18 protein-coding genes are annotated in these 18138 nt (G+C 61.4%); 8 read left to right on the top strand and 10 right to left on the bottom strand.

Annotated elements, in window-relative coordinates; all coding sequences use genetic code 11:
* Positions 1-39: 39 nt before the first annotated feature.
* Positions 40-1209: a patatin-like phospholipase family protein gene (locus tag PMI16_RS05345; protein ID WP_007877186.1), complete on the top strand. Its 1170-nt coding sequence runs from the start codon at positions 40-42 to the stop codon at positions 1207-1209.
* A gap of 222 nt (positions 1210-1431) precedes the next feature.
* Entirely contained in the window at positions 1432-3096 is a 1665-nt protein-coding gene (locus tag PMI16_RS05340; RefSeq protein ID WP_007877185.1) for a methyl-accepting chemotaxis protein, read from the top strand.
* 91 nt (positions 3097-3187) lie between these two features.
* On the opposite strand, the gene PMI16_RS05335 is transcribed toward PMI16_RS05340, so the two are convergent.
* The 3 genes from PMI16_RS05335 to PMI16_RS05325 form a co-directional block, all read right to left on the bottom strand.
* Positions 3188-3739, bottom strand: a complete 552-nt coding sequence (locus PMI16_RS05335) for a flavin reductase family protein (RefSeq protein ID WP_007877183.1) — start codon at positions 3737-3739, stop codon at positions 3188-3190.
* A 144-nt stretch (positions 3740-3883) separates the two neighbouring features.
* Positions 3884-4546, bottom strand: a complete 663-nt coding sequence (locus PMI16_RS05330; protein ID WP_007877181.1) for an NAD(P)H-binding protein — start codon at positions 4544-4546, stop codon at positions 3884-3886.
* 197 nt (positions 4547-4743) lie between these two features.
* A complete protein-coding gene (locus tag PMI16_RS05325) occupies positions 4744-5115 on the bottom strand; it encodes a hypothetical protein (RefSeq protein WP_007877179.1) in 372 nt (123 codons plus the stop codon).
* A gap of 219 nt (positions 5116-5334) precedes the next feature.
* On the opposite strand from PMI16_RS05325, the gene PMI16_RS05320 reads away from it, so the two are divergent.
* The 6 genes from PMI16_RS05320 (at position 5335) to PMI16_RS05295 (ending at position 10396) form a co-directional block, all read left to right on the top strand.
* Positions 5335-6273: a DMT family transporter gene (locus PMI16_RS05320; protein ID WP_007877177.1), complete on the top strand. Its 939-nt coding sequence runs from the start codon at positions 5335-5337 to the stop codon at positions 6271-6273.
* A gap of 7 nt (positions 6274-6280) precedes the next feature.
* Positions 6281-6607, top strand: coding sequence for a hypothetical protein (locus PMI16_RS05315; RefSeq protein WP_007877175.1), 327 nt, complete (start codon positions 6281-6283; stop codon positions 6605-6607).
* A 93-nt stretch (positions 6608-6700) separates the two neighbouring features.
* Entirely contained in the window at positions 6701-7177 is a 477-nt protein-coding gene (locus PMI16_RS24950) for a hypothetical protein (RefSeq protein WP_051994591.1), read from the top strand.
* Between the two features lie 170 nt (positions 7178-7347).
* Positions 7348-8226, top strand: a complete 879-nt coding sequence (locus tag PMI16_RS05305; protein WP_007877166.1) for an alpha/beta fold hydrolase — start codon at positions 7348-7350, stop codon at positions 8224-8226.
* Between the two features lie 196 nt (positions 8227-8422).
* Positions 8423-9571, top strand: coding sequence for a branched-chain amino acid ABC transporter substrate-binding protein (locus PMI16_RS05300; protein ID WP_007877164.1), 1149 nt, complete (start codon positions 8423-8425; stop codon positions 9569-9571).
* A gap of 405 nt (positions 9572-9976) precedes the next feature.
* Positions 9977-10396 (top strand): DUF4148 domain-containing protein, encoded by a 420-nt coding sequence (locus PMI16_RS05295; protein WP_007877163.1) that lies wholly within the window; start codon positions 9977-9979, stop codon positions 10394-10396.
* Positions 10397-10622: 226 nt separating this feature from the next.
* Here PMI16_RS05295 and PMI16_RS05290 read toward each other — a convergent pair whose 3' ends face one another.
* From PMI16_RS05290 to PMI16_RS05260, 7 genes are all read right to left on the bottom strand, one after another.
* Positions 10623-11117: a MarR family winged helix-turn-helix transcriptional regulator gene (locus PMI16_RS05290; RefSeq protein WP_007877162.1), complete on the bottom strand. Its 495-nt coding sequence runs from the start codon at positions 11115-11117 to the stop codon at positions 10623-10625.
* Positions 11107-12891 carry an acyl-CoA dehydrogenase gene (locus tag PMI16_RS05285; RefSeq protein WP_007877161.1) on the bottom strand — a complete coding sequence of 595 codons (1785 nt, stop codon included), beginning with the start codon at positions 12889-12891 and terminating at the stop codon, positions 11107-11109. The genes PMI16_RS05290 and PMI16_RS05285 overlap by 11 nt, the downstream gene beginning before the upstream one ends.
* A gap of 27 nt (positions 12892-12918) precedes the next feature.
* Positions 12919-13494, bottom strand: coding sequence for a DUF3237 domain-containing protein (locus PMI16_RS05280; protein WP_007877160.1), 576 nt, complete (start codon positions 13492-13494; stop codon positions 12919-12921).
* Between the two features lie 22 nt (positions 13495-13516).
* Positions 13517-14269, bottom strand: a complete 753-nt coding sequence (locus PMI16_RS05275; RefSeq protein WP_007877157.1) for an ABC transporter ATP-binding protein — start codon at positions 14267-14269, stop codon at positions 13517-13519.
* Positions 14266-16068, bottom strand: a complete 1803-nt coding sequence (locus PMI16_RS05270; RefSeq protein WP_007877156.1) for a branched-chain amino acid ABC transporter ATP-binding protein/permease — start codon at positions 16066-16068, stop codon at positions 14266-14268. The genes PMI16_RS05275 and PMI16_RS05270 overlap by 4 nt, the downstream gene beginning before the upstream one ends.
* A 7-nt stretch (positions 16069-16075) precedes the next feature.
* Positions 16076-17116 (bottom strand): branched-chain amino acid ABC transporter permease, encoded by a 1041-nt coding sequence (locus tag PMI16_RS05265; protein ID WP_007877154.1) that lies wholly within the window; start codon positions 17114-17116, stop codon positions 16076-16078.
* A gap of 157 nt (positions 17117-17273) precedes the next feature.
* Positions 17274-18138: ABC transporter substrate-binding protein (locus PMI16_RS05260; RefSeq protein WP_007877152.1), on the bottom strand; the 865-nt coding region annotated here is incomplete at its 5' end.

The raw sequence follows: 18138 nt of genomic DNA, 5'->3' as shown, positions 1-18138 counted from the left end.
CGCATTGTTCCAAACACAACGGGAACCTGAGAGGCTCACATGACCAATCAGTATCGGGCGGGAAAAAAAGCATTGGTGATCGGCGGCGGCGCGCCGAACTCCACCTTGATCGCCGGCGCATTGACGGCGTTTCTGGACGAGGGCATCGAATTCGACGTCATCTCGGCGTCGGGCGCAGGCGTGCTGATGGGCCTGCTGTACCAGGCGCCTCTGGATTGTTCGCCGCGCGAGGCGCTGATGCGCTGGGCCGAAGTCGGCGTGGCCGACAGCATCTACAAGATGTTCCCCATCAACTACAAGATCTTCAAGAAGCCGGGCCAGGAAGCGCGCAGCTTCCGCGACAACGTGCCGTCGCAGATGCCTTCCATGCCGGGTATGCCTGGGATGGCGTCCATGACCGCGATGCCCGGTATGCCGAATATGTCCTCCATGGCCGCCGGCAATCCTTTCCTCGACGTCTTCACGCAGCGTTTTGCGGAAGCCTCCGGCGCCTGGAACGACTGGATGCACCTGATGCTGTCGGCCATGTCGCCGTCGGATCTGTCGTCCAAGAGCCTGGGCCTGTGCGCGCATCACCCTTTCCTCGAACAATCGATCGACTTCGACGCCATCGCGCGCATGAAGCCGGAGTTCTACATCAACGCCTACAACATGAGCAAGGGCGAGATGCAGATCTGGGACAAGACGGAGATTGCGCCCATCCATGTGCGTGCCGCCTTGTCCTTCCCCTTCCTGTATCCGCCGACGGAAATCGACGGCGACGATTACATCGAAGGCGCGGCGCTCGATACGCTCAATTTCGATCCGCTGACGTCCACACCTGGCAAGCCCGGCAAGCACGACGACATCGAGACGCTGGTGGTGCTCGACATCCTCGGCGAAGACCGCCTGATCCGCAAACCGCGCAATCTGTACGACGCCTGGGTGCGTTCCATCATCACGCCGCTGGTGAAGATATCGAAAACCGAAATGCGTCTGTTCGAACTCGAACACAACACACATCCGGAAACCGGGAAACCGCTGCGCCGCCTGCTCAAGGTCGATCTGATGAGCGGCATTCCGGAAGAACACTGGCCGGAAGTGCTGGACTGGTCGTCGTCGAACATGCAGTTGCTGTTCGACGTCGGCTACCGCGCCGGACAGAAGTTTTGCCGCGAGCACGGCGAATCGCTGCAGGACGCCTTTGAGGGCGCTTCCCTGGCGGCTTAAGCGTGGGGCTCGCCTGAATACCTGATTCATCAAGCAGTCATACCGCGCCGCTATCATGTTGGTCCCGTCGGTCAGGCGGGATCGTCATGCGGCGGCGCAGTAGTCTGTTTGCAACACATTTGCCAGCATGCACCTCCGCAGCCATCGCGGGAGGAGACAACGCCAGCCCCGGAGCCAACGCAGCTTCGGATCCCATCCACTTTCTTGAGAAACGATACGACCATGACAATCACCAAACGCCTGCTTCTTACCTTGTCGGTGGCCCTGCTGGCTCTCCTGTTCGTCGGCATCGACGGCCTTGTGCAGTTGCAGCGCGCACAGGTGCGCTTCGATACCGTGCAGAACCGCATCATCCCCAGCATCAGCGGCCTGAACGCCGCCAAGGGTTTCCTCGCCGATACGCGTCTGGCCGGTTACCGCTTGTCGGTGTTCTCCAACCTGAGCGACAAGACGGCGCTGGACAAGGCCGTGGCCGACGCCAACAAGGCGTTTGACGACGTGGTCGCCAAGTATGCGAAAGAACAGATCTACGACGAGACCGACGGCAAGATGCTGGAAGCCGACAAGGCCAACATGGAAGCCTATCGCAAGGCGTTGATTCCGTTCTTCGCCGCCGCGCATGCCGGCGACATGGACGGCGTGCGGGCCACGCTGGTGGCTGGCAGTCCGCTGGCGATTTCGGCGGCAGGCGTGAAGAAGGGCATCGACGATCACATCGCCTACAACAACAAGCTGGTCGACGACGTGCGCGCGGAAAGCGTCGCCGCCTACGAGTTCGCCTTCAAGAGCATGGTCGCCGTCATCGTCGTGGCGATCCTGCTGACCGGCACGCTGGCGCTGACGCTGTATCGCAACATCAGCGGCAGCCTGCGCAACATCAAAAATACCTTCGAGGAAGTCAGCGCCTCGCTGGACCTGTCCAAGCCGATGCACGTCGAGCGCATGGATGAAATCGGCCACGCCGCGACCGCCTTCAACAAATTGCGCGCGCGCATCGTCGACGTGATCGGCACGGTGCGCACCTCGACCGATTCGGTCAGCGTCGCCGCCAAGCAGATCGCCGTCGGCAACACCGACCTGTCGTCGCGCACCGAGCAGCAGGCCGCGTCGCTGGAAGAAACCGCATCGAGCCTCGAGCAACTGACTTCCGTCGTCAAGCAAAACACCGAGAACGCCAAGCAAGCCAACCAGCTCGCGCTGTCGGCATCGCACATCGCTTCGCAAGGCGGCGACGTGGTGCGCCAGGTGGTCGACACGATGAACTCCATCAACGACTCGTCGCGCAAGATCGTCGACATCATCAGCGTGATCGACGGCATCGCCTTCCAGACCAACATCCTGGCCTTGAACGCTGCCGTGGAAGCCGCGCGCGCCGGCGAACAAGGCCGCGGCTTTGCCGTGGTGGCATCCGAAGTGCGCAGCCTGGCGCAGCGTTCGGCGGCAGCGGCAAAAGAGATCAAGACGCTGATCGACGACTCCGTCGACAAGGTCGGCTCCGGCAGCAAACTGGTGCAGCAGGCCGGTACCACCATGAGCGACATCGTCAGCAGCGTCCAGAGGGTCACCGACATCGTCGGCGAAATCGCCAGCGCCAGCGAAGAGCAAAGCAGCGGCATCAGCCAGGTCAACCAGGCCGTCTCGCAAATGGACGACGTCACGCAGCAGAACGCCGCGCTGGTCGAAGAAGCCGCCGCCGCCGCGCAAGCGCTGCAAGATCAGGCCGAGACGCTGGAGCAGGTGGTCGGCGTGTTCAAGCTCGACGCCGCGCGCATCGTGACGAATGCCGCTTCGCAATCTTCCAAGCGCGCCATCGACATCACGCCGTCGGCAGCGCGGCTGTCGTCGTCGGATTCCTTGCGTCGCATTGAGCATGAACTGGATGCCTGATCCCGCTCGGGGATGAGCAGAAAAAGGTGCTGTAAAAAAAGACCGCACGTGCAACCGTGCGGTCTTTTTGTTTTGAGCGAGGGGAAGGTAATTACAGGTTTTGCGCTGCGAAGCGACCGCGCCGGCTGACGTGTTTGCCCGCCGCCATGAATTCGCCTTCGCCGGTGTAGTGGACCGTCTGTGGATGTTTCGGACTCGCCGCAGCGTGCGCCTTGACGACTTCGAAGATGAAATAGTTGTAGGTGTCGATCAGGCAGTCGTCATAGAGCTTGCATTCCAGGCTGACGAAGCAATCGTCGATCAGCGGTGCGCCGACCTTGCTTGCGGCACTCGTCGCCAGGCCGAAGCGGCTGAACTTGTCGACTTCGGCGCCGGAGCAGTTGCCGATGTCGACCACGGTGTCGAGCATCTCCACCGTCGGGATGTTGATCACGCATTCGCGGCTGCCGCGGATCAGTTCGAAGCTGTGGTTGCCGGAGGCGATGATGCAGCCGACCAGCGAGGGCGTGAATTCCATCACCGTATGCCAGCCCAAGGTCATGACATCGGTTTCATCCCGCCAGCGCGAGGTGACCAGCACGACCGGTCCCGGCTCCAGGTAGTGGCGGATGTCGGCGACGGGATAATCGAGTTTCTTGCTCATGGCGGCTCACCATTGGGGATCGAAGGTGATTCATTTTATGTCCGTCGCCGGCAAGATTTCTGTAGGACAAAATCTCATTTCAATGTTTTTTGACGACGGAATCGGGCATTTCGTTATCCATAGGATAAGTAAGTTGCCATCCCGTTATGCCAGTCCGGCAATATCGGCGCTATGGACGATGGGTTTGTCGTGCCCGTGCCGCGCAACGTTGATCATGGCGCGCGCCAGTTGTTCGGTGGTGGTGACATGGCGCGGAAAGAGCGCACGCGCCAGCGACAGCAGCGGACCGGCCAGCGTGTAGAACCAGCGATAGGCCGGCGTCTTCGACACTTCGCCGTGCATGGGCTGGATCGCGCCGGGACGGAACATGAAGGCGCCTTTGAACGGCAGGGCCAGCAGGGCATTTTCGGTTTTCCCCTTGACGCGCGCCCACATGACCTTGCCTTGCCCGGTGCTGTCGGTGCTGGCGCCGGAGATGTAGATGAAGCGCATGCCGGGATTGAGCCGGCACAAGGTTTGCGCCGCCGCCATGGTCAGGTCGTAGGTGATGCGCGTGTATTGCGCTTCGGTCTTGCCGCTCACGGAAACTCCGAGGCAGAAGAAGCAGGCGTCGAAACCGCGCAGTTGCTCTTCCACGGCATCGTAGCGATAGAGGTCGGCATGGAGCAATTCGCTCAGCTTGGGATGCTGCACGCCGACCGGCGTACGGCCGACCACGCGCACCGAGGCGATCGCGGGGTCGAGCAGGCATTCGCGCAGCAAGCCCTGGCCGATCATGCCGGTGGCGCCGAAAATCAGAACGTTCATGTGCAATTCTCCCTGGAGTTCATGGCTATCTGGGAGCAGTTTGCCATTGCACAAGGGCGCATGGGGAAAGATCGGCTCTTCCCGGCGCAATAATGAAAACGGCCGGGGCGGCGGTAGATTGCTCTGTCCGCCGCCCCGGCCGTGGTGTTGCTTGCCGAGTTGTGTTGACTTGCTTGCCGACTTGCCGCGGTCGGTGCTTAGCGGGTGTAGTACACGTCGCGGTATTCGCGACGGTATTCATGATAGACCGGACGTTCGCGATATTCACGTTCCACATACACCGGAGCCGGACGCACATAAACCGGTGCCGGCTGATAGTAGACCTGCTGCGGCGCCTCGTAATACACAGGCTGCGGTGCGGGTTGATAGACCTGTTGCGGCGGCGGCGCATAGCTCGGGCCCGAGTTGGCGTTGGCGATCATCGAGCCGATGGCGACCGCGCCGATGATGCCGGCGGCGATGGCGAGGCCGTTGTTGCCGCCGCGGTCATGCGCGGAAGCGGAAGTCGATACCGACGCTGCCAGTACTGCAGTGATGAGCAGGGCGGGAATAATTTTTTTGGTGATCATGATGATGTCCTTTCAGGTGAGGCGCATCTGATTTGTCGCCACGATTCAAATATAGGGCATTTCGGTCGCCGCGAAAGGCCTGGCATTACTTGCTTACAATTCTTACCAAGTTGGCGATTTCTGTGAATTTTCCGTGCGTCGCTGCCTGTAGGCCGCCTTCATATTAGAATGCACGACCGGCTTTCCCGCAGGAAAGCACAACTTCACTCTCCCTATCCGATGAATTACACCCCCGGCCGCATGATGGCCTATGTCTGTCTTGCGCTGAGCATGTCCATGGTCGGCGCCTACGTCGCGCTCACCAAACCGCTGGCGGCGGCGTTGCCGGTGTTCCTGCTGGCGTGGCTGCGTTTCGGCATCGGCGCCGTCGCCATGATGCGCTGGCTGAAGAAGCCCGGCATGGAAGCGCCGCTGACGTCGCGCACGCGCCTGCTGGTGTTCCTCGAATCTTTCCTCGGCAACTTCCTGTTCACGATCTGCATGATCAGTGGCGTGAAGATGACGACGGCAGTTTCCGCGGGGGTTATTTTGTCGGCGATGCCGGCAGTCGTCGCCGTGATGAGCTGGATTTTCCTGCGCGAACGCATCGGCCTGCGCGTCTGGCTGGCGGTGGTTTGCGGTGCGCTCGGCATCGGCTTGCTGTCGCTGGCGAAGAACCCGCACGCGCCCGGACTCGACGGTGCGGACGCTGTTCAAGCCCATCAGGCCTGGCTCGGCAATCTGCTGGTGTTCGCCGCCGTGTTGTGCGAAGCCTCGTACGCCGTCATCGGCAAGAAACTCACCGCCGTCCTCAGCCCCAAGCGCATCAGCTCCATCATCAATCTGTGGGGGCTGATCCTGATGACGCCGATGGGTTTTTATGCGGCGCTGCATTTCGACTTCGGCGCCGTGCACAAAGGCATCTGGCTGCTGCTGCTGTTCTACGCGCTGGCCGCCAGCGTCTGGAGCGTGTGGCTGTGGATGACCGGCCTCAAATCGATCCCCGCGTCGCGCGCCGGGGTGTTCACCGTCATGCTGCCGGTCAGCACCGCACTGGTCGGCGTGCTGGCGCTCGGCGAGTCATTGAGCATGATCCAGCTTGCCGCCTTCGCCGTCGCACTGGCCGGCATGCTGCTGGTGACGGTGCCAGGCAAGTCCTCTGCAGGCGCTGCGCACTGAGTCTGTCATGGCGCGCCGCTATCACTATTCCGTCTACGTCATCGAACTGTCGACGGACGTGCTCTGCGAGGCGCGCTTTCGCAAAGCCAATCCCGACTACGTCACCGGCAAGCCCTGCGTGTATGTCGGCATGACCGGACTGAACGTCGATCAGCGTTTCGACAAGCACAAGGCCGGCATCCAGTCCAACCGCTTCGTGCGCGAATACGGCCTGCGCCTGCTGCCCAAGCTCTACGAAATGTATAACCCCATGCCCTACGACGGCGCGCGCGACATGGAGGTCGAGCTGGCCATCGGCCTGCGTGAGGCGGGCTATGGCGTCTGGCAGGCGTGAAGCCGACGCTTCTATATACTCCATGGCATTGTCCCTACCTTCATTGACGCCATGAAAAAATTGCTCGCCGCCCTCTCTGCTCTTGCTTGCATCATGCTGTTATCTGATGCTGCATCAGCCGCCGCGCCGGAAAAGAGCCTCTGCAATGCCGGCGAAACACCGCTGTTCCAATGCACGATCAAGGGCAAGCAAGTGTCCTTGTGTTCATCCGGCGCTGGCAAGGACGACGCCGGCAAACTGCAATACCGCTTCGGCACCGCGCAAAAAATTGAACTGAGTTACCCCGACACGCCGCAACCGGCGAACGGAAAATTCTTCAGGAGCGAGACCGGCTATTCCGGCGGCGGCGAGGAGCGCATCCGTTTCAAGAACGGCGACTATGATTACTTCCTGTTCGAGCGCACCGTGCGCACCGGTTTCGGCAACGGTCCCAATAATCCCGAGTTCAGCGCCGGCGTCATCACACGGCACGGCAAGAGCGTGACGACACGGCTGTGCTCCCAGGACGGCGCGATGCAGCCGGCTTCGAGCGCGTTGCCGGAAGAAGAATTCGAGTACCTCGACAACTGACCGGCAGCGCCGACCCCGGACATCTCCGGTCTTTGTTCATTATTTAATTTAATTAAATAATAGACTTCATGTAAGTGAATTATGAACGGCCTCCGTGGACGTACAATCAGTCCATGTCCCAACGCCTGCATGGCAGCATGCGGCAACGGGCGGTAATCAGAGGAGCAGCCATGTTCGAAGGATTCACGTGTCACGTCGCCGACGTCAACGGCACGCACATCAACTACGTTCGCGGCGGTTCCGGCCCTGCTTTGCTGTTGCTGCACGGCCATCCGCAGACGCACGTCATCTGGCACAAGGTGGCGCAGCAGCTGGCCGAACGCTATACCGTCATCGCCGCCGATCTGCGCGGTTACGGCGACAGCGGCAAGCCGGCCGGCCTGCCCGATCACGGCAACTACGCCAAGCGCGTCATGGGGCAGGACCAGGTCGACCTGATGGCGTCGCTGGGTTTTCCGCAATTCCTGCTGATGGGACATGATCGCGGCGGCCGCGTGGCGTACCGCATGGCGCTCGATCATCCCGACGCAGTCCGCAAGCTGGTCGTACTCGACATCGCACCGACGCTGGCCATGTATGAACAGACCAGCATGGAATTCGCCATCGCGTATTACCACTGGTTCTTCCTGATTCGTCCGGCGCCGTTTCCCGAGACCTTGCTCGGTGCGCATCCCGAAGACTATCTGAAACACACCATCGGCGGTCGCAGCGCCGGGCTGAAGCCATTCACGCCGGAAGCGTATGCGGAGTACCTGCGTTGCCTGCGCGATCCGGCCACCATCCACGGCATTTGCGAAGACTACCGCGCCAGCGCCGGCATCGATCTGGAGCATGAACGCCATGATCTCGCCGTCGGCAACAAGATTCGCTGCGAGATGCTGGCCTTGTGGGGCAAGCAGGGCGTGATTGAAAAATGCTTCGAACCGCTCAAGGAGTGGGCGCGCTTCTCCGACAGGCTCGACGGCGGGGCGCTTGATTGCGGCCACTATATTCCCGAAGAAGCGCCGGAGGCATTGCTGGCGAAAGTGCTGCCTTTCTTCGGCAACTGAATTCCAGCCTGGCGCCGGCCGATGCAAGGCCGCCATGTCAATTCTGCAACATCGGCGATGAGGTCGAAATCACCGGCTTTTATGCTTCATTTTCTCCTTATGGCTTCCCTTGCCCGGGTGATATAACTATCCGGGTCGCGCATACAGAACGCATTTCATCAATAAACCAGCGCGATGTCGACAAGGACAGGGACACATGGAGAAGACAGGCAAACGCAGCGCCATGCTGCTGGCCGCGGCAGCGCTGCTGGCATCGCCGGCGGCAATGGCAGAAAAGATCGTCTCCATCGGATTTGCAGGACCGCTGACCGGTCTGAGCGGCGCCAGCGGGACCAGCATGCTGAACGCCGCCAAGTTGGCGGTTGACGACGTCAATGGCGCCGATCTGCGCATCAACGGGGAAAAACTCAGCTTCAAGCTGGTGGTCCAGGACGACAAGTCCAACCCGCGTATCGCCGAAATCGCCGCCAAGTATTTCGTCAAGAGCGGCGTCGTCGGCGTCGTCGGTATTTTCAACAGCGCGGTGGCGGTCAGTTCATCGGAGATTTACCAGAAAGCCGGCATTCCCCATTTCGCCGTCTCCGGCACGCGGCGCTTTACCCAGCAGGGACATGACACGGCGTTTCGCTTCGCCGCCTATGACGAGCAGCGCGCCCATGTGCTTGCCGTCTACGCCGCGCAAGAGTTGCACAAGACCCGCGTCGCCATCGTCCATGACGACAGCGTCTTCGGCCGCGACTACAAGGAGAAGTTCGAGAGCGCCTTCACCAAGATGGGCGGCAAGGTCGTCAGCGTCAATGCCGTCAGCGCCACGACCTACGATTTCAATGACATCCTCAAAGCGATACGCACCGGCAAGGCCGATGCCATTTTCTTCGGTGGCCTCGGATCGCAAAGCGCCATGTTCGCGCAGAACATGTATCGCCTCGGCACCGGCATCACGCTGATCACCGCGGCATCGGTGGTCGGACCGATGTTCTTGCAGACGGCCGGACCGGGCGCCGAAGGAACGGTGTCCATCATGCCGGGTTCTCACCAGCGCAAGAGCAAGCAGATGGAGAGTTTCGAGAAGAATTACCAGCAGCGCTACAACACCGCCATCGGCCCCTATTCCGCGGTTGCCTACGATCAGGTGCAGGTGCTGGCGGCGGCCGTGGCGCGCGCCGGCACCACCAATCCGCGCAAGGTCGCCGGCGCCTTGCACGCGATCAAATACAACGGCCTGAGCGGCAATATCGCCTTCGATGCCCATGGCGATTTGCGCGAACTGAGCTTCTCCACCTTTCAGGTCAAGAACTCGATCTGGACGATGTTCAAGCAGTACAACGTCGGCGCGGGCAGTTGAACCTGCACGCGGTCGACGGTGCAAATGGCCGTCGCCGTGCTTGCCCGATGGCCCCTCGTACGTCACGCGATTGTTGCGGCATTCGGTATGAAGAAGGCACGCAGGTTTTGATTCCGGGATCATCGCAGTGCGCTTCCCGGAAGCAATAATCGCGTAACCGCGAATGTTCCAATTTGCCGGAAAGCCCTGTATTGCAAGGTTTGCAGCACTATCTCCGCAGTCTTCTTCGCATTTCTCTCATTTTGTTAAAAGCAGCATTATTTCAGGAATCGAAATAGAGCATTGCTCGCATCCCGGTTTTTCTTTGCTGTTGCAACAAATAAGATGCTCTCCATGGTGAACGCAGTTATGAAACAGGACCTTCGCGTGAAGGTCCGGCTGCAGCAGCACCCATTGGAGTCAATCATGAACATCAAGAAAATTTCCGCAGCCGTCCTTATGTTGAGCCTTGCAGGCGCCGCCCTGGCAGAAGCACCCTATCCGGAAGACAGCAAATTCGTTTCCACCAAGACCCGCGCTGAAGTGATCGCCGAACTGGCGCAGGCGCGCGCCAATGGCGAACTGCCGATCAACGATGCGTCGTATCCGGACAAGACCATTGCTGCCGCATCGACATCGACCAAGACCCGCGCCGAAGTCATCGAAGAACTGAAGCAGGCGCGCGCCAACGGCGAACTGCCGATCAACGACGCTACGTATCCTGACAAGGCAATCGCGTCTGCACCGGTGTCGACCAAGACACGCGCGCAAGTCGTCGAAGAACTGAAGCAGTATCAACAAGCGCACGCCAATCCAGGCTACGCTGAGCTGATTTTCCTGCGTTGATTTCTTGCTGTAGCCGACGACGTTAATGCCGAGTGGTTAAGCGTGAAACATCCTTTCTTTTGCTAAAGCTTATATCGCCGTCGTCCTGACGAAAGTCAGGACCCAGCGTCGTATCGACGGCTGTCCCGACACTGGGTCCCAGTGTTCGCTGGGACGACGGTAAACGATGAAAGATGACAATGGGCGTAACGGAACGGCATTACGACGATGACTTCGGCTTTTTTGTTCAGAGGCTGGAGATGAAAATCTTCTGCAGCAGTGTGATCAGCTGGGCACGCTCGGCATCGTTGAGCGCTTCGGTGGCTTTTTCTTCGAGCTCGGCGGCGGTCTTTTCCGCCTTGACGCACATGCTCTTGCCGGCCGCCGTCAGCACCAGCGTTTGCGAGCGGCGATCCTGGGGATTGCGCTGGCGCATCACCAGGTCGCGCTGTTCCAGGCGATCGAGCAAGGTCGCCAGATTCGGCGGCGAGACATTGATGGCCTTCGACAGGCGCTTCTGATTGATGTTGGGATTGGCCTTGAGCAGGCTCAGCACCGTGAAGTCGACCGGACGCAGTTCGAACTTCGCCATGCGCTTTTCAAACAGCGGCATGATCGTGATGTAGGCGCGCCGGCAGTTGTAGCCGACCAGGCTCAGCAGGACGCTCTGGTCGAGCGGCGGCGCAGCGTCTGCCGCGTCGGCATCTTCCAGGTCAAATTCGGCCGGCTTCTTAGGCAGCATCGTGTAGGGTCAGATCGGATGGCATCGCCGGTGCGCCGCCGGCCAGACAGGCGTCGACGACGCCGCACAGCTGCTGCACTTCCGGAAACAGGAAGGCGAAATAATAGCATGCGCTGTCGCGCTTGCCGCCATGGAACTGCGGGTCAGCCGGGTGTTTCTGCGTCGCACTGCGCGCCGCTTTCAGCCATAGCCACGCCATCGCGGCGTGTCCGGTCAGGCGCAGCATTTCCTCGGCGACGAAGTAGGGCAGTTGCGATGCAGCGGTGCTTGCTGCGGCAATGGCGTGGGTCGTTTTTTTCAGATAGTGCGTCAATTGCAAAAGCTGCTGTCCTTGCGCAGTCAATGCGTCATCGGCCGTGGCCATCGGTTCAAGCTCCTGCTCCACCATCGCAAGGAAATCCGTCATGCGGCGTCCGCCGTCTGCAAGCGTCTTGCGCAGCAGGAAATCGACGGCCTGAATTTCGTTGCTTCCTTCGTAAATCATCGTGATGCGCACATCGCGCAGATGCTGCTCGAGGCCGGTTTCGGTCACATAGCCGTGTCCGCCGAACACTTGCAAGGCCTGGCTGGTACTTTGAAAACCGTTGTCGGTCAGCATGGCCTTGATCACCGGCGTGATGAATTCCAACCGCTCGTGATGCAGGCGTCGCCGATCGGCGTCGACGTCGTGCTCGGCCAGATCCAGCAACAAGCCGCTCCAGTACGCCAGCATGCGGCCGCCTTCGATGCGGCAGCGTTGCGCCATCAGCAGCTTTTGCACCGCCGGCTGCATGACGATGGGATCGGCGGCGCGGCCCGTTGATGTTCGCGCCGGCGCACGCGATTGCATGCGTTCACGCGCATAGGCCAGCGCGCGTTGGTACGCCGCCTCGGCGATCCCCAATCCCTGTGCGCCGACATGCAGGCGTGCCGAATTCATCATCACGAACATCGCCGCGAGGCCGCGTCCTTCCGCGCCGACCAGCCAGCCGGCGGCGTTCTCGAAATGCATGCTGCAAGTGGCGCTGCCGCGAATGCCCATCTTGTGTTCGATACCGGTGCAGTGCATGGCATTGCGCGTGCCGTCGGGCAGAAATTTCGGCGCCACAAACAGCGACAGTCCCTTGCTGCCCGCCTGCGCATCGGGCAGGCGCGCCAGCACCAGATGCACGATGTTGTCCGTTATATCCTGCTCGCCGCCGGAAATGAAAATCTTGTCGCCGCTAAGGCGATAGCTGTCGTCGTCCTGCCTGACTGCGCGCGTGCGCAGCAAGCCAAGGTCGCTGCCGGCATGGGCTTCGGTCAGGCACATGGTCGCCAGCCATTCGCCGCTGACGATTTTTTCCAGATACCGTGTCTTGAGCGCATCGCTCGCATGTTCGCTGAGGCAGGCATACGCGCCGTGCAGCAGGCCGGGATACATGGTCCAGCCGTGATTGGCGGCGCTCAGCATTTCGAACAGCGCGCAGTTGAGCAGATGCGGCAAACCTTGCCCGCCGTGTTCCGTCGCGCAGGCCAGCGCCGGCCAGCCGGCGTCGCAGAATTGCCGGTACGCAGCTGCGAAACCGGTCGGCGTCCGCACCTTGCCGTCTTCAAAACGACAGCCTTCGCGATCGCCCCCGGCATTGAGCGGCGCGACCACTTCGGCGGCGAAGCGGCCGGCTTGTTCCAGCACCTGCTTCATCAGCTCGGCATCGACGTCGGCATGCGCGGTCAACGCCGACAGTCGCGCCGGCGCATCCAGCACATCGTTGAGCACGAACTCCATGTCGCGCAGTGGCGGGTGATAATTCATGAGTGCGACAGGATCAGTTCAGCAACATCAGTTCAACAAGTAAGCGTCGTACACCACCGCATTGCCCAGACGCATCGCATAGCCCACGCCCATGGCGCGGTTGAGCCAGTCGTACTTCTTGGATGCGGTCTCGAAGTTCATGTACAGGCGGAAGTAGTACTTGCTGGGATCGACCGGCTTGCCCTTGGCGACTTCGGCCATGACTTCGGGCGGACCGTAACGCACGCCGCGTGTTTGCAGGTAGACCAGTTCGCCGTCGTCCATCTTCAGCAGGTAACGCGTATCGATGATGGCCAGACCGTCGGCGGTGACGGTCTGCCAGTCGGCGCCGTTGTTGAGGATCTCGCCATTGATCAGCGGGCCCTTGAAGCTGCCGCCGGTGATCGGGATGATGCGGCGCTTGCCGAGGTCGGAGGTCTTGCCCAATTCCCAGATCGGCGCGATCAGATCGACCGAGAAGCGCGCCATGAAAGTCAGGTTGGGTTTGGGCGGATTCATGGTGTTGCTGTCGGCGTCGCTGGCGGCGTGCGCTGAATTTGCCAGCGCTGCCATCAGGCCGGCGGCGAGCAGCAGTGATTGCAGCAGCAGAATGATTTTTTTCATTTTTCGTCTCCTTGTTTGATGTCTAATGTTTTCCAAAACCCAGATAGGCCTGAATCACCTGGCTGTCGTTCGCCAGTTTCTCCGATTCGCCCTGCATGGAAATCTGCCCCAGCTCCAGCACGTAGCCATAGTCTGCCACCTGCAAGGCGGCGCGCGCATTCTGTTCGATCAGCAGCACCGCGAGGCCGGTCTGGCGCAGCTCGGACACGATCTGAAAAATCTCTTTGACGATGCGCGGCGCCAGGCCGAGACTGGGTTCGTCGAGCATCAGCAAATCCGGCTTGGCCATCATGGCGCGGCCGATGGCGAGCATCTGGCGCTCGCCGCCCGACAGCGTGCCGGACAATTGCGTGCGTCTTTCCTTCAGCCGGGGGAACAGCTCGAACACCGTCGCCAGCTGATCCAGCGGTTGCGCATGTCCGAGACGCACGCGGCGAAATCCGCCGAGCAGCAGGTTGTCTTCCACCGTCATGGTGGAAAACAATTCGCGCCGCTCCGGCACCAGCGCAATGCCGGCCATCACGCGCTGCTCCAGGCTGGTGCGCTCGACCGCCTGGCCGCGATAGCGGATGCCGCCCTGCGACGGCAGCACGCCCATGATGGCGTTGAGCAGCGTCGACTTGCCGGCGCCGTTGGGACCGATCACGGTGGCGATGCTACCGTGCTCCAGCTTCAGGTCGATGTCGTACAACGCCTGCACCTTGCCGTAGCTGGCGCGCAGCTGTTTCACTTCCAGCAAGGGATTATTCAATGCGCCGTTCATTTGGTCCTTCATTCGATTCCACCCAGATACGCTTCGATCACGGCAGGATGCTGCTGGATCTGCTCCGGCGTGCCTTCGGCAATCTTGGCGCCGAATTCCATCACCACGATGTGATCGGTCAGTTGCATGACGAACTCCATGTCGTGTTCCACCAGCAGGATGCTCATGCCGCTTTCGCGCAGTTCTTGCAGGACCTTGCTGAGTGCCTGTTTTTCCAGATGGCGCAGGCCGGCGGCGGGTTCATCGAGCAACAGCAGCAGGGGATCGCAGCACAGCGCGCGGGCGATCTCAAGGATGCGTTGCTGGCCCAGCGCCAGATTGCCGGCTTGTTCGTGCATCAGATGCTGCAGGCCGACACGGGTGAGGGCGCGCGCCGCTTCGTTGAGCAGTTCCTGTTCTTCCTTGCGTTCCAGATGCAGCATGGCGTTGAGGGTATTGCGCACGAAGCCCTGTTCGCTGCGCAGGTGCGCGCCGAGGGCGACGTTCTCCAGCACCGACATGCTCGGCAACAGTTTGACGTGCTGGAAGGTGCGGGCGATGCCGCGCATGGCGATGGCGCGCGACTGCAGGCCGGTGATGTTCTCCGCGTTGAAGCTCACGCTGCCGCCGGACGCGTGCAGCAAGCCGGTCACGAGATTAAAGGTGGTCGACTTGCCGGCGCCGTTGGGACCGATCAGGCCGACGATCTCGCCCGCCTTGACGCCGAAGGAGACATCGTTGACCGCCACCAGTCCGCCGAAGCGTTTGGAAATCTGTTCGACCTGCAACAGCGGGCTTCCTCTCGCCGGTACATCGCGTCGGCCGATGGCGGATGCCGACGGTTGCAGCACGGGCTTCTTCGTCGCCGGCATGACGCGCGCAGCCAGCGAACAGAGCCACGGCCACAATCCGCCGCGCGCATATTTCAGCAACAGGATCAGGATCACGCCGAAGACGATGCTCTCATAGTTGCCGCCGCTGCCGAGCAAGGCCGGCAACAGCACCTGTAATTGATCGGCGAGCAATTTCAGTACGCCTGCGCCCAGCAATGCGCCCCACACATGCGCAATGCCGCCGACCACCACGATGAACAGATACTCGATCCCCATCGATAAACTGAACGGCGACGGATTGACGGTGCGCTGCATGTGCGCGAACAGCCACCCCGACACCGACGCCAGCAAAGCCGCCAGCACGAAGATCAGGATCTTGTAGCGGCCGGTGTCGACACCCATCGCTTCGGCCATGGTGCGGCCGCCCTTGAGCGCGCGGATGGCGCGGCCCGCGCGCGAATCGAGCAGGTTCAGCGCCAGCCAGGTCGCGCCGAGCACGATGGCCCAGATCAGGAAATACAGATGGCGCTCCTGCGCGAGATCGAAGCCGAACAATTGCAGGGCCGGGATGCCGGCGATGCCGTCGTATTTGCCCAGCCACTCCACCTTGCCGAACAGGAAGTACAGGCTGATGCCCCAGGCGATCGTCGCCAGCGGCAGGTAGTGGCCCGACATGCGCAGCGTGATGCGTCCCAGCACGTAGGCTGACACGCCGGTGATCAGCAAGCCGATCGGCAGCGTCAGCCAGGGCGACACGGCGCAGGCGGTGGTCAGGTAGGAGGTGGTGTAAGCGCCGATGCCGACGAAGGCCGCCTGGCCGAACGAGGTCATGCCGCCGATGCCGGTCAGCAGCACCAGGCCGATGGCGACCAGTGCATACAGTCCGATGTAATTGGCCTGGATGATCCAGAACTGCGGCGTCGGCAACAGCGGAAACAGTACCACCGCCAGCAACAGAATGAGGGAGAGGATTTTTTTCTGTGATTGCATGATGTTCATGGCCGGCCTATTCCTCATCTTCGTCATGTGCCGGCGCGACGAACGAGCGCCACAACAGCACCGGCAGCAGGGACATGAAGACGATCACTTCCTTGTAGTCGCTGGCCCAGAAGGAGCTGAAGGATTCCAGCAAGCCGACGAACAGCGCGCCGCAGGCGGCCAGCGGAAAACTCGCCAGCCCGCCGATGGTGGCGGCGACAAAGCCCTTGAGGCCGATCAGGAATCCGGAGTCGTAAAAGATGGTGCTCATCGGTCCGATCAGCACGCCCGACAATGCGCCGATGAAGGCGGCCACGCCAAAGCTGAGTTTGCCCGCGAGCGTGGTCGAGATTCCCATGAGACGCGCGCCGAGCCGGTTCACGGCGGTCGCGCGCAAGGCCTTGCCGTACAGCGTGCGGTCGGAGAACAGCCACAGCGCCACCAGCAACGCCAGCGCCGCAAGCACCACGACGACAGTCTGCGCGCTCAAGGTCACCGCGCCGAAGGACCAGCGGCTATCCCAGAACGCCGGCGTGCGGAAGCCTTCGGCGCCGAAGAACACCAGGCCCAGTCCTGTCATCGCCAGGTGGATGCCGACCGAGACGATCAGCAGCACCAGCACGCTGGCGTCGGCCAGCGATTCGTAGACCACCTGATACATCAGCGGTCCGAGCGCGGTGATCAGCAGCAGCGTCAACGCCACCTGCACCGGCAGCGCAAACTGCTGCGGCGCAGCCCATGCCACCAGCGCGGAAATCAACACGGGCAAGAACAAATTTTTAACGATACAGCGCACGATGCCGGCGCGTTGTCCGCTGCGCAGCAGCGCCGCAACCTGCATGCCGGTTGCGCAAACGGCCAGCAACAGCAGCAGCCATACCGGACCCGGCACCATGCCTTGCTGCAGCATCGCCAGCGTCAGCGCGCCGAAGGCGACGAACTCGCCCTGCGGAATGAACAGGATGCGCGTCACCGCAAACACCAGCACCAGGGCAATCGCAATGAGCCCGTAGACGATGCCGTTGGTCAGGCCATCGAGCAGCAGGATGGCGGCAATAGAAGAATCCATGAATAGACAGTCAAAGAGAGAACGGTCAGAAAATCTTGTCGGCGTAATTACCGGCAGCGTCGTCCCGGCGAAAGCCGGGATCCAGTGTCGTCTTGTGTCTCGCAGAACGGCAGAAAACGGCAGCGGATTCCCGCCTGCGCGGGAACGACAAACTCGCTTAAGGCGCTGCCGCTTTCCAGTTGCCGTTCTGGATCGTCAGCATGATGCGGGCGTCGTCGCCCAGGCCGAAGTGATCCTTGGCGGTGTAATGCATCGTGCCTTGCGAGATCTGGATGTTGCCGGAGTTTTCCAGCGCGTCCTTCAGCGCGGCGCGGAAGGCGGGCGTACCCGGCTTGGCCTTCTTCAGCGCTTCCGGCACCACGCGTTGCAGCACCAGTTGCGCGTCGTAGATGTGCGCGGCGAACAGGTTGCGCGTGCCGACGCCGTATTGCTTTTCATAGCGCGTCACGAAATCTGCCGCCAGCTTCTTCGACGGATTGCTGTCGGGCAGCGCTTCCGGCACCACGGCCGGGCCGGACACCACGAACGAGCCTTCGACGTCCTTGCCGCCGAGACGGATCAGGTCGCGCGAGGCGGCGCTGTGGGTCTGGTAAATCTTGCCCTTGTAACCGCGCTCTATCAGCGCCTTGTGCGGCATCGCCGCGCCGCTGCCGGAAGCCACCACCAGCACCGCGTCAGGATTGGAGCTGACCACGCGCAGCGCCTGCGCCGTGACGCTGGTGTCGGCGCGGCCGAAGCGTTCGGCGACGGTCATGTTGATGCCGGCCTGCTTGGTCAGGCGGACGGTTTCCTTGAGCCAGTTTTCGCCGTAGGAGTCGGAGTAACCGAGGAAGGCGAAGGTCTTCACGCCGTGCTTCTTCATATGATCGACCACCCCGCCGGCCATGACGGCGGTCGACTGCGGCAGGCGGAAGGTCCAGGCGTCCTTGCCTTCGGGCGTTTCGATCGGCGAGATGGCGAGCTGCACGGTTTGCGTTTCCATGGCGACGTCGGCGATCGCCAGCGTCGGCGGTACGGCAGCC

It is taken from the genome of Herbaspirillum sp. CF444 (assembly GCF_000282135.1).
Classification (GTDB): Bacteria; Pseudomonadota; Gammaproteobacteria; order Burkholderiales; family Burkholderiaceae_D; genus Herbaspirillum.
This window is presented reverse-complemented; position numbering and strand designations above follow the sequence as displayed.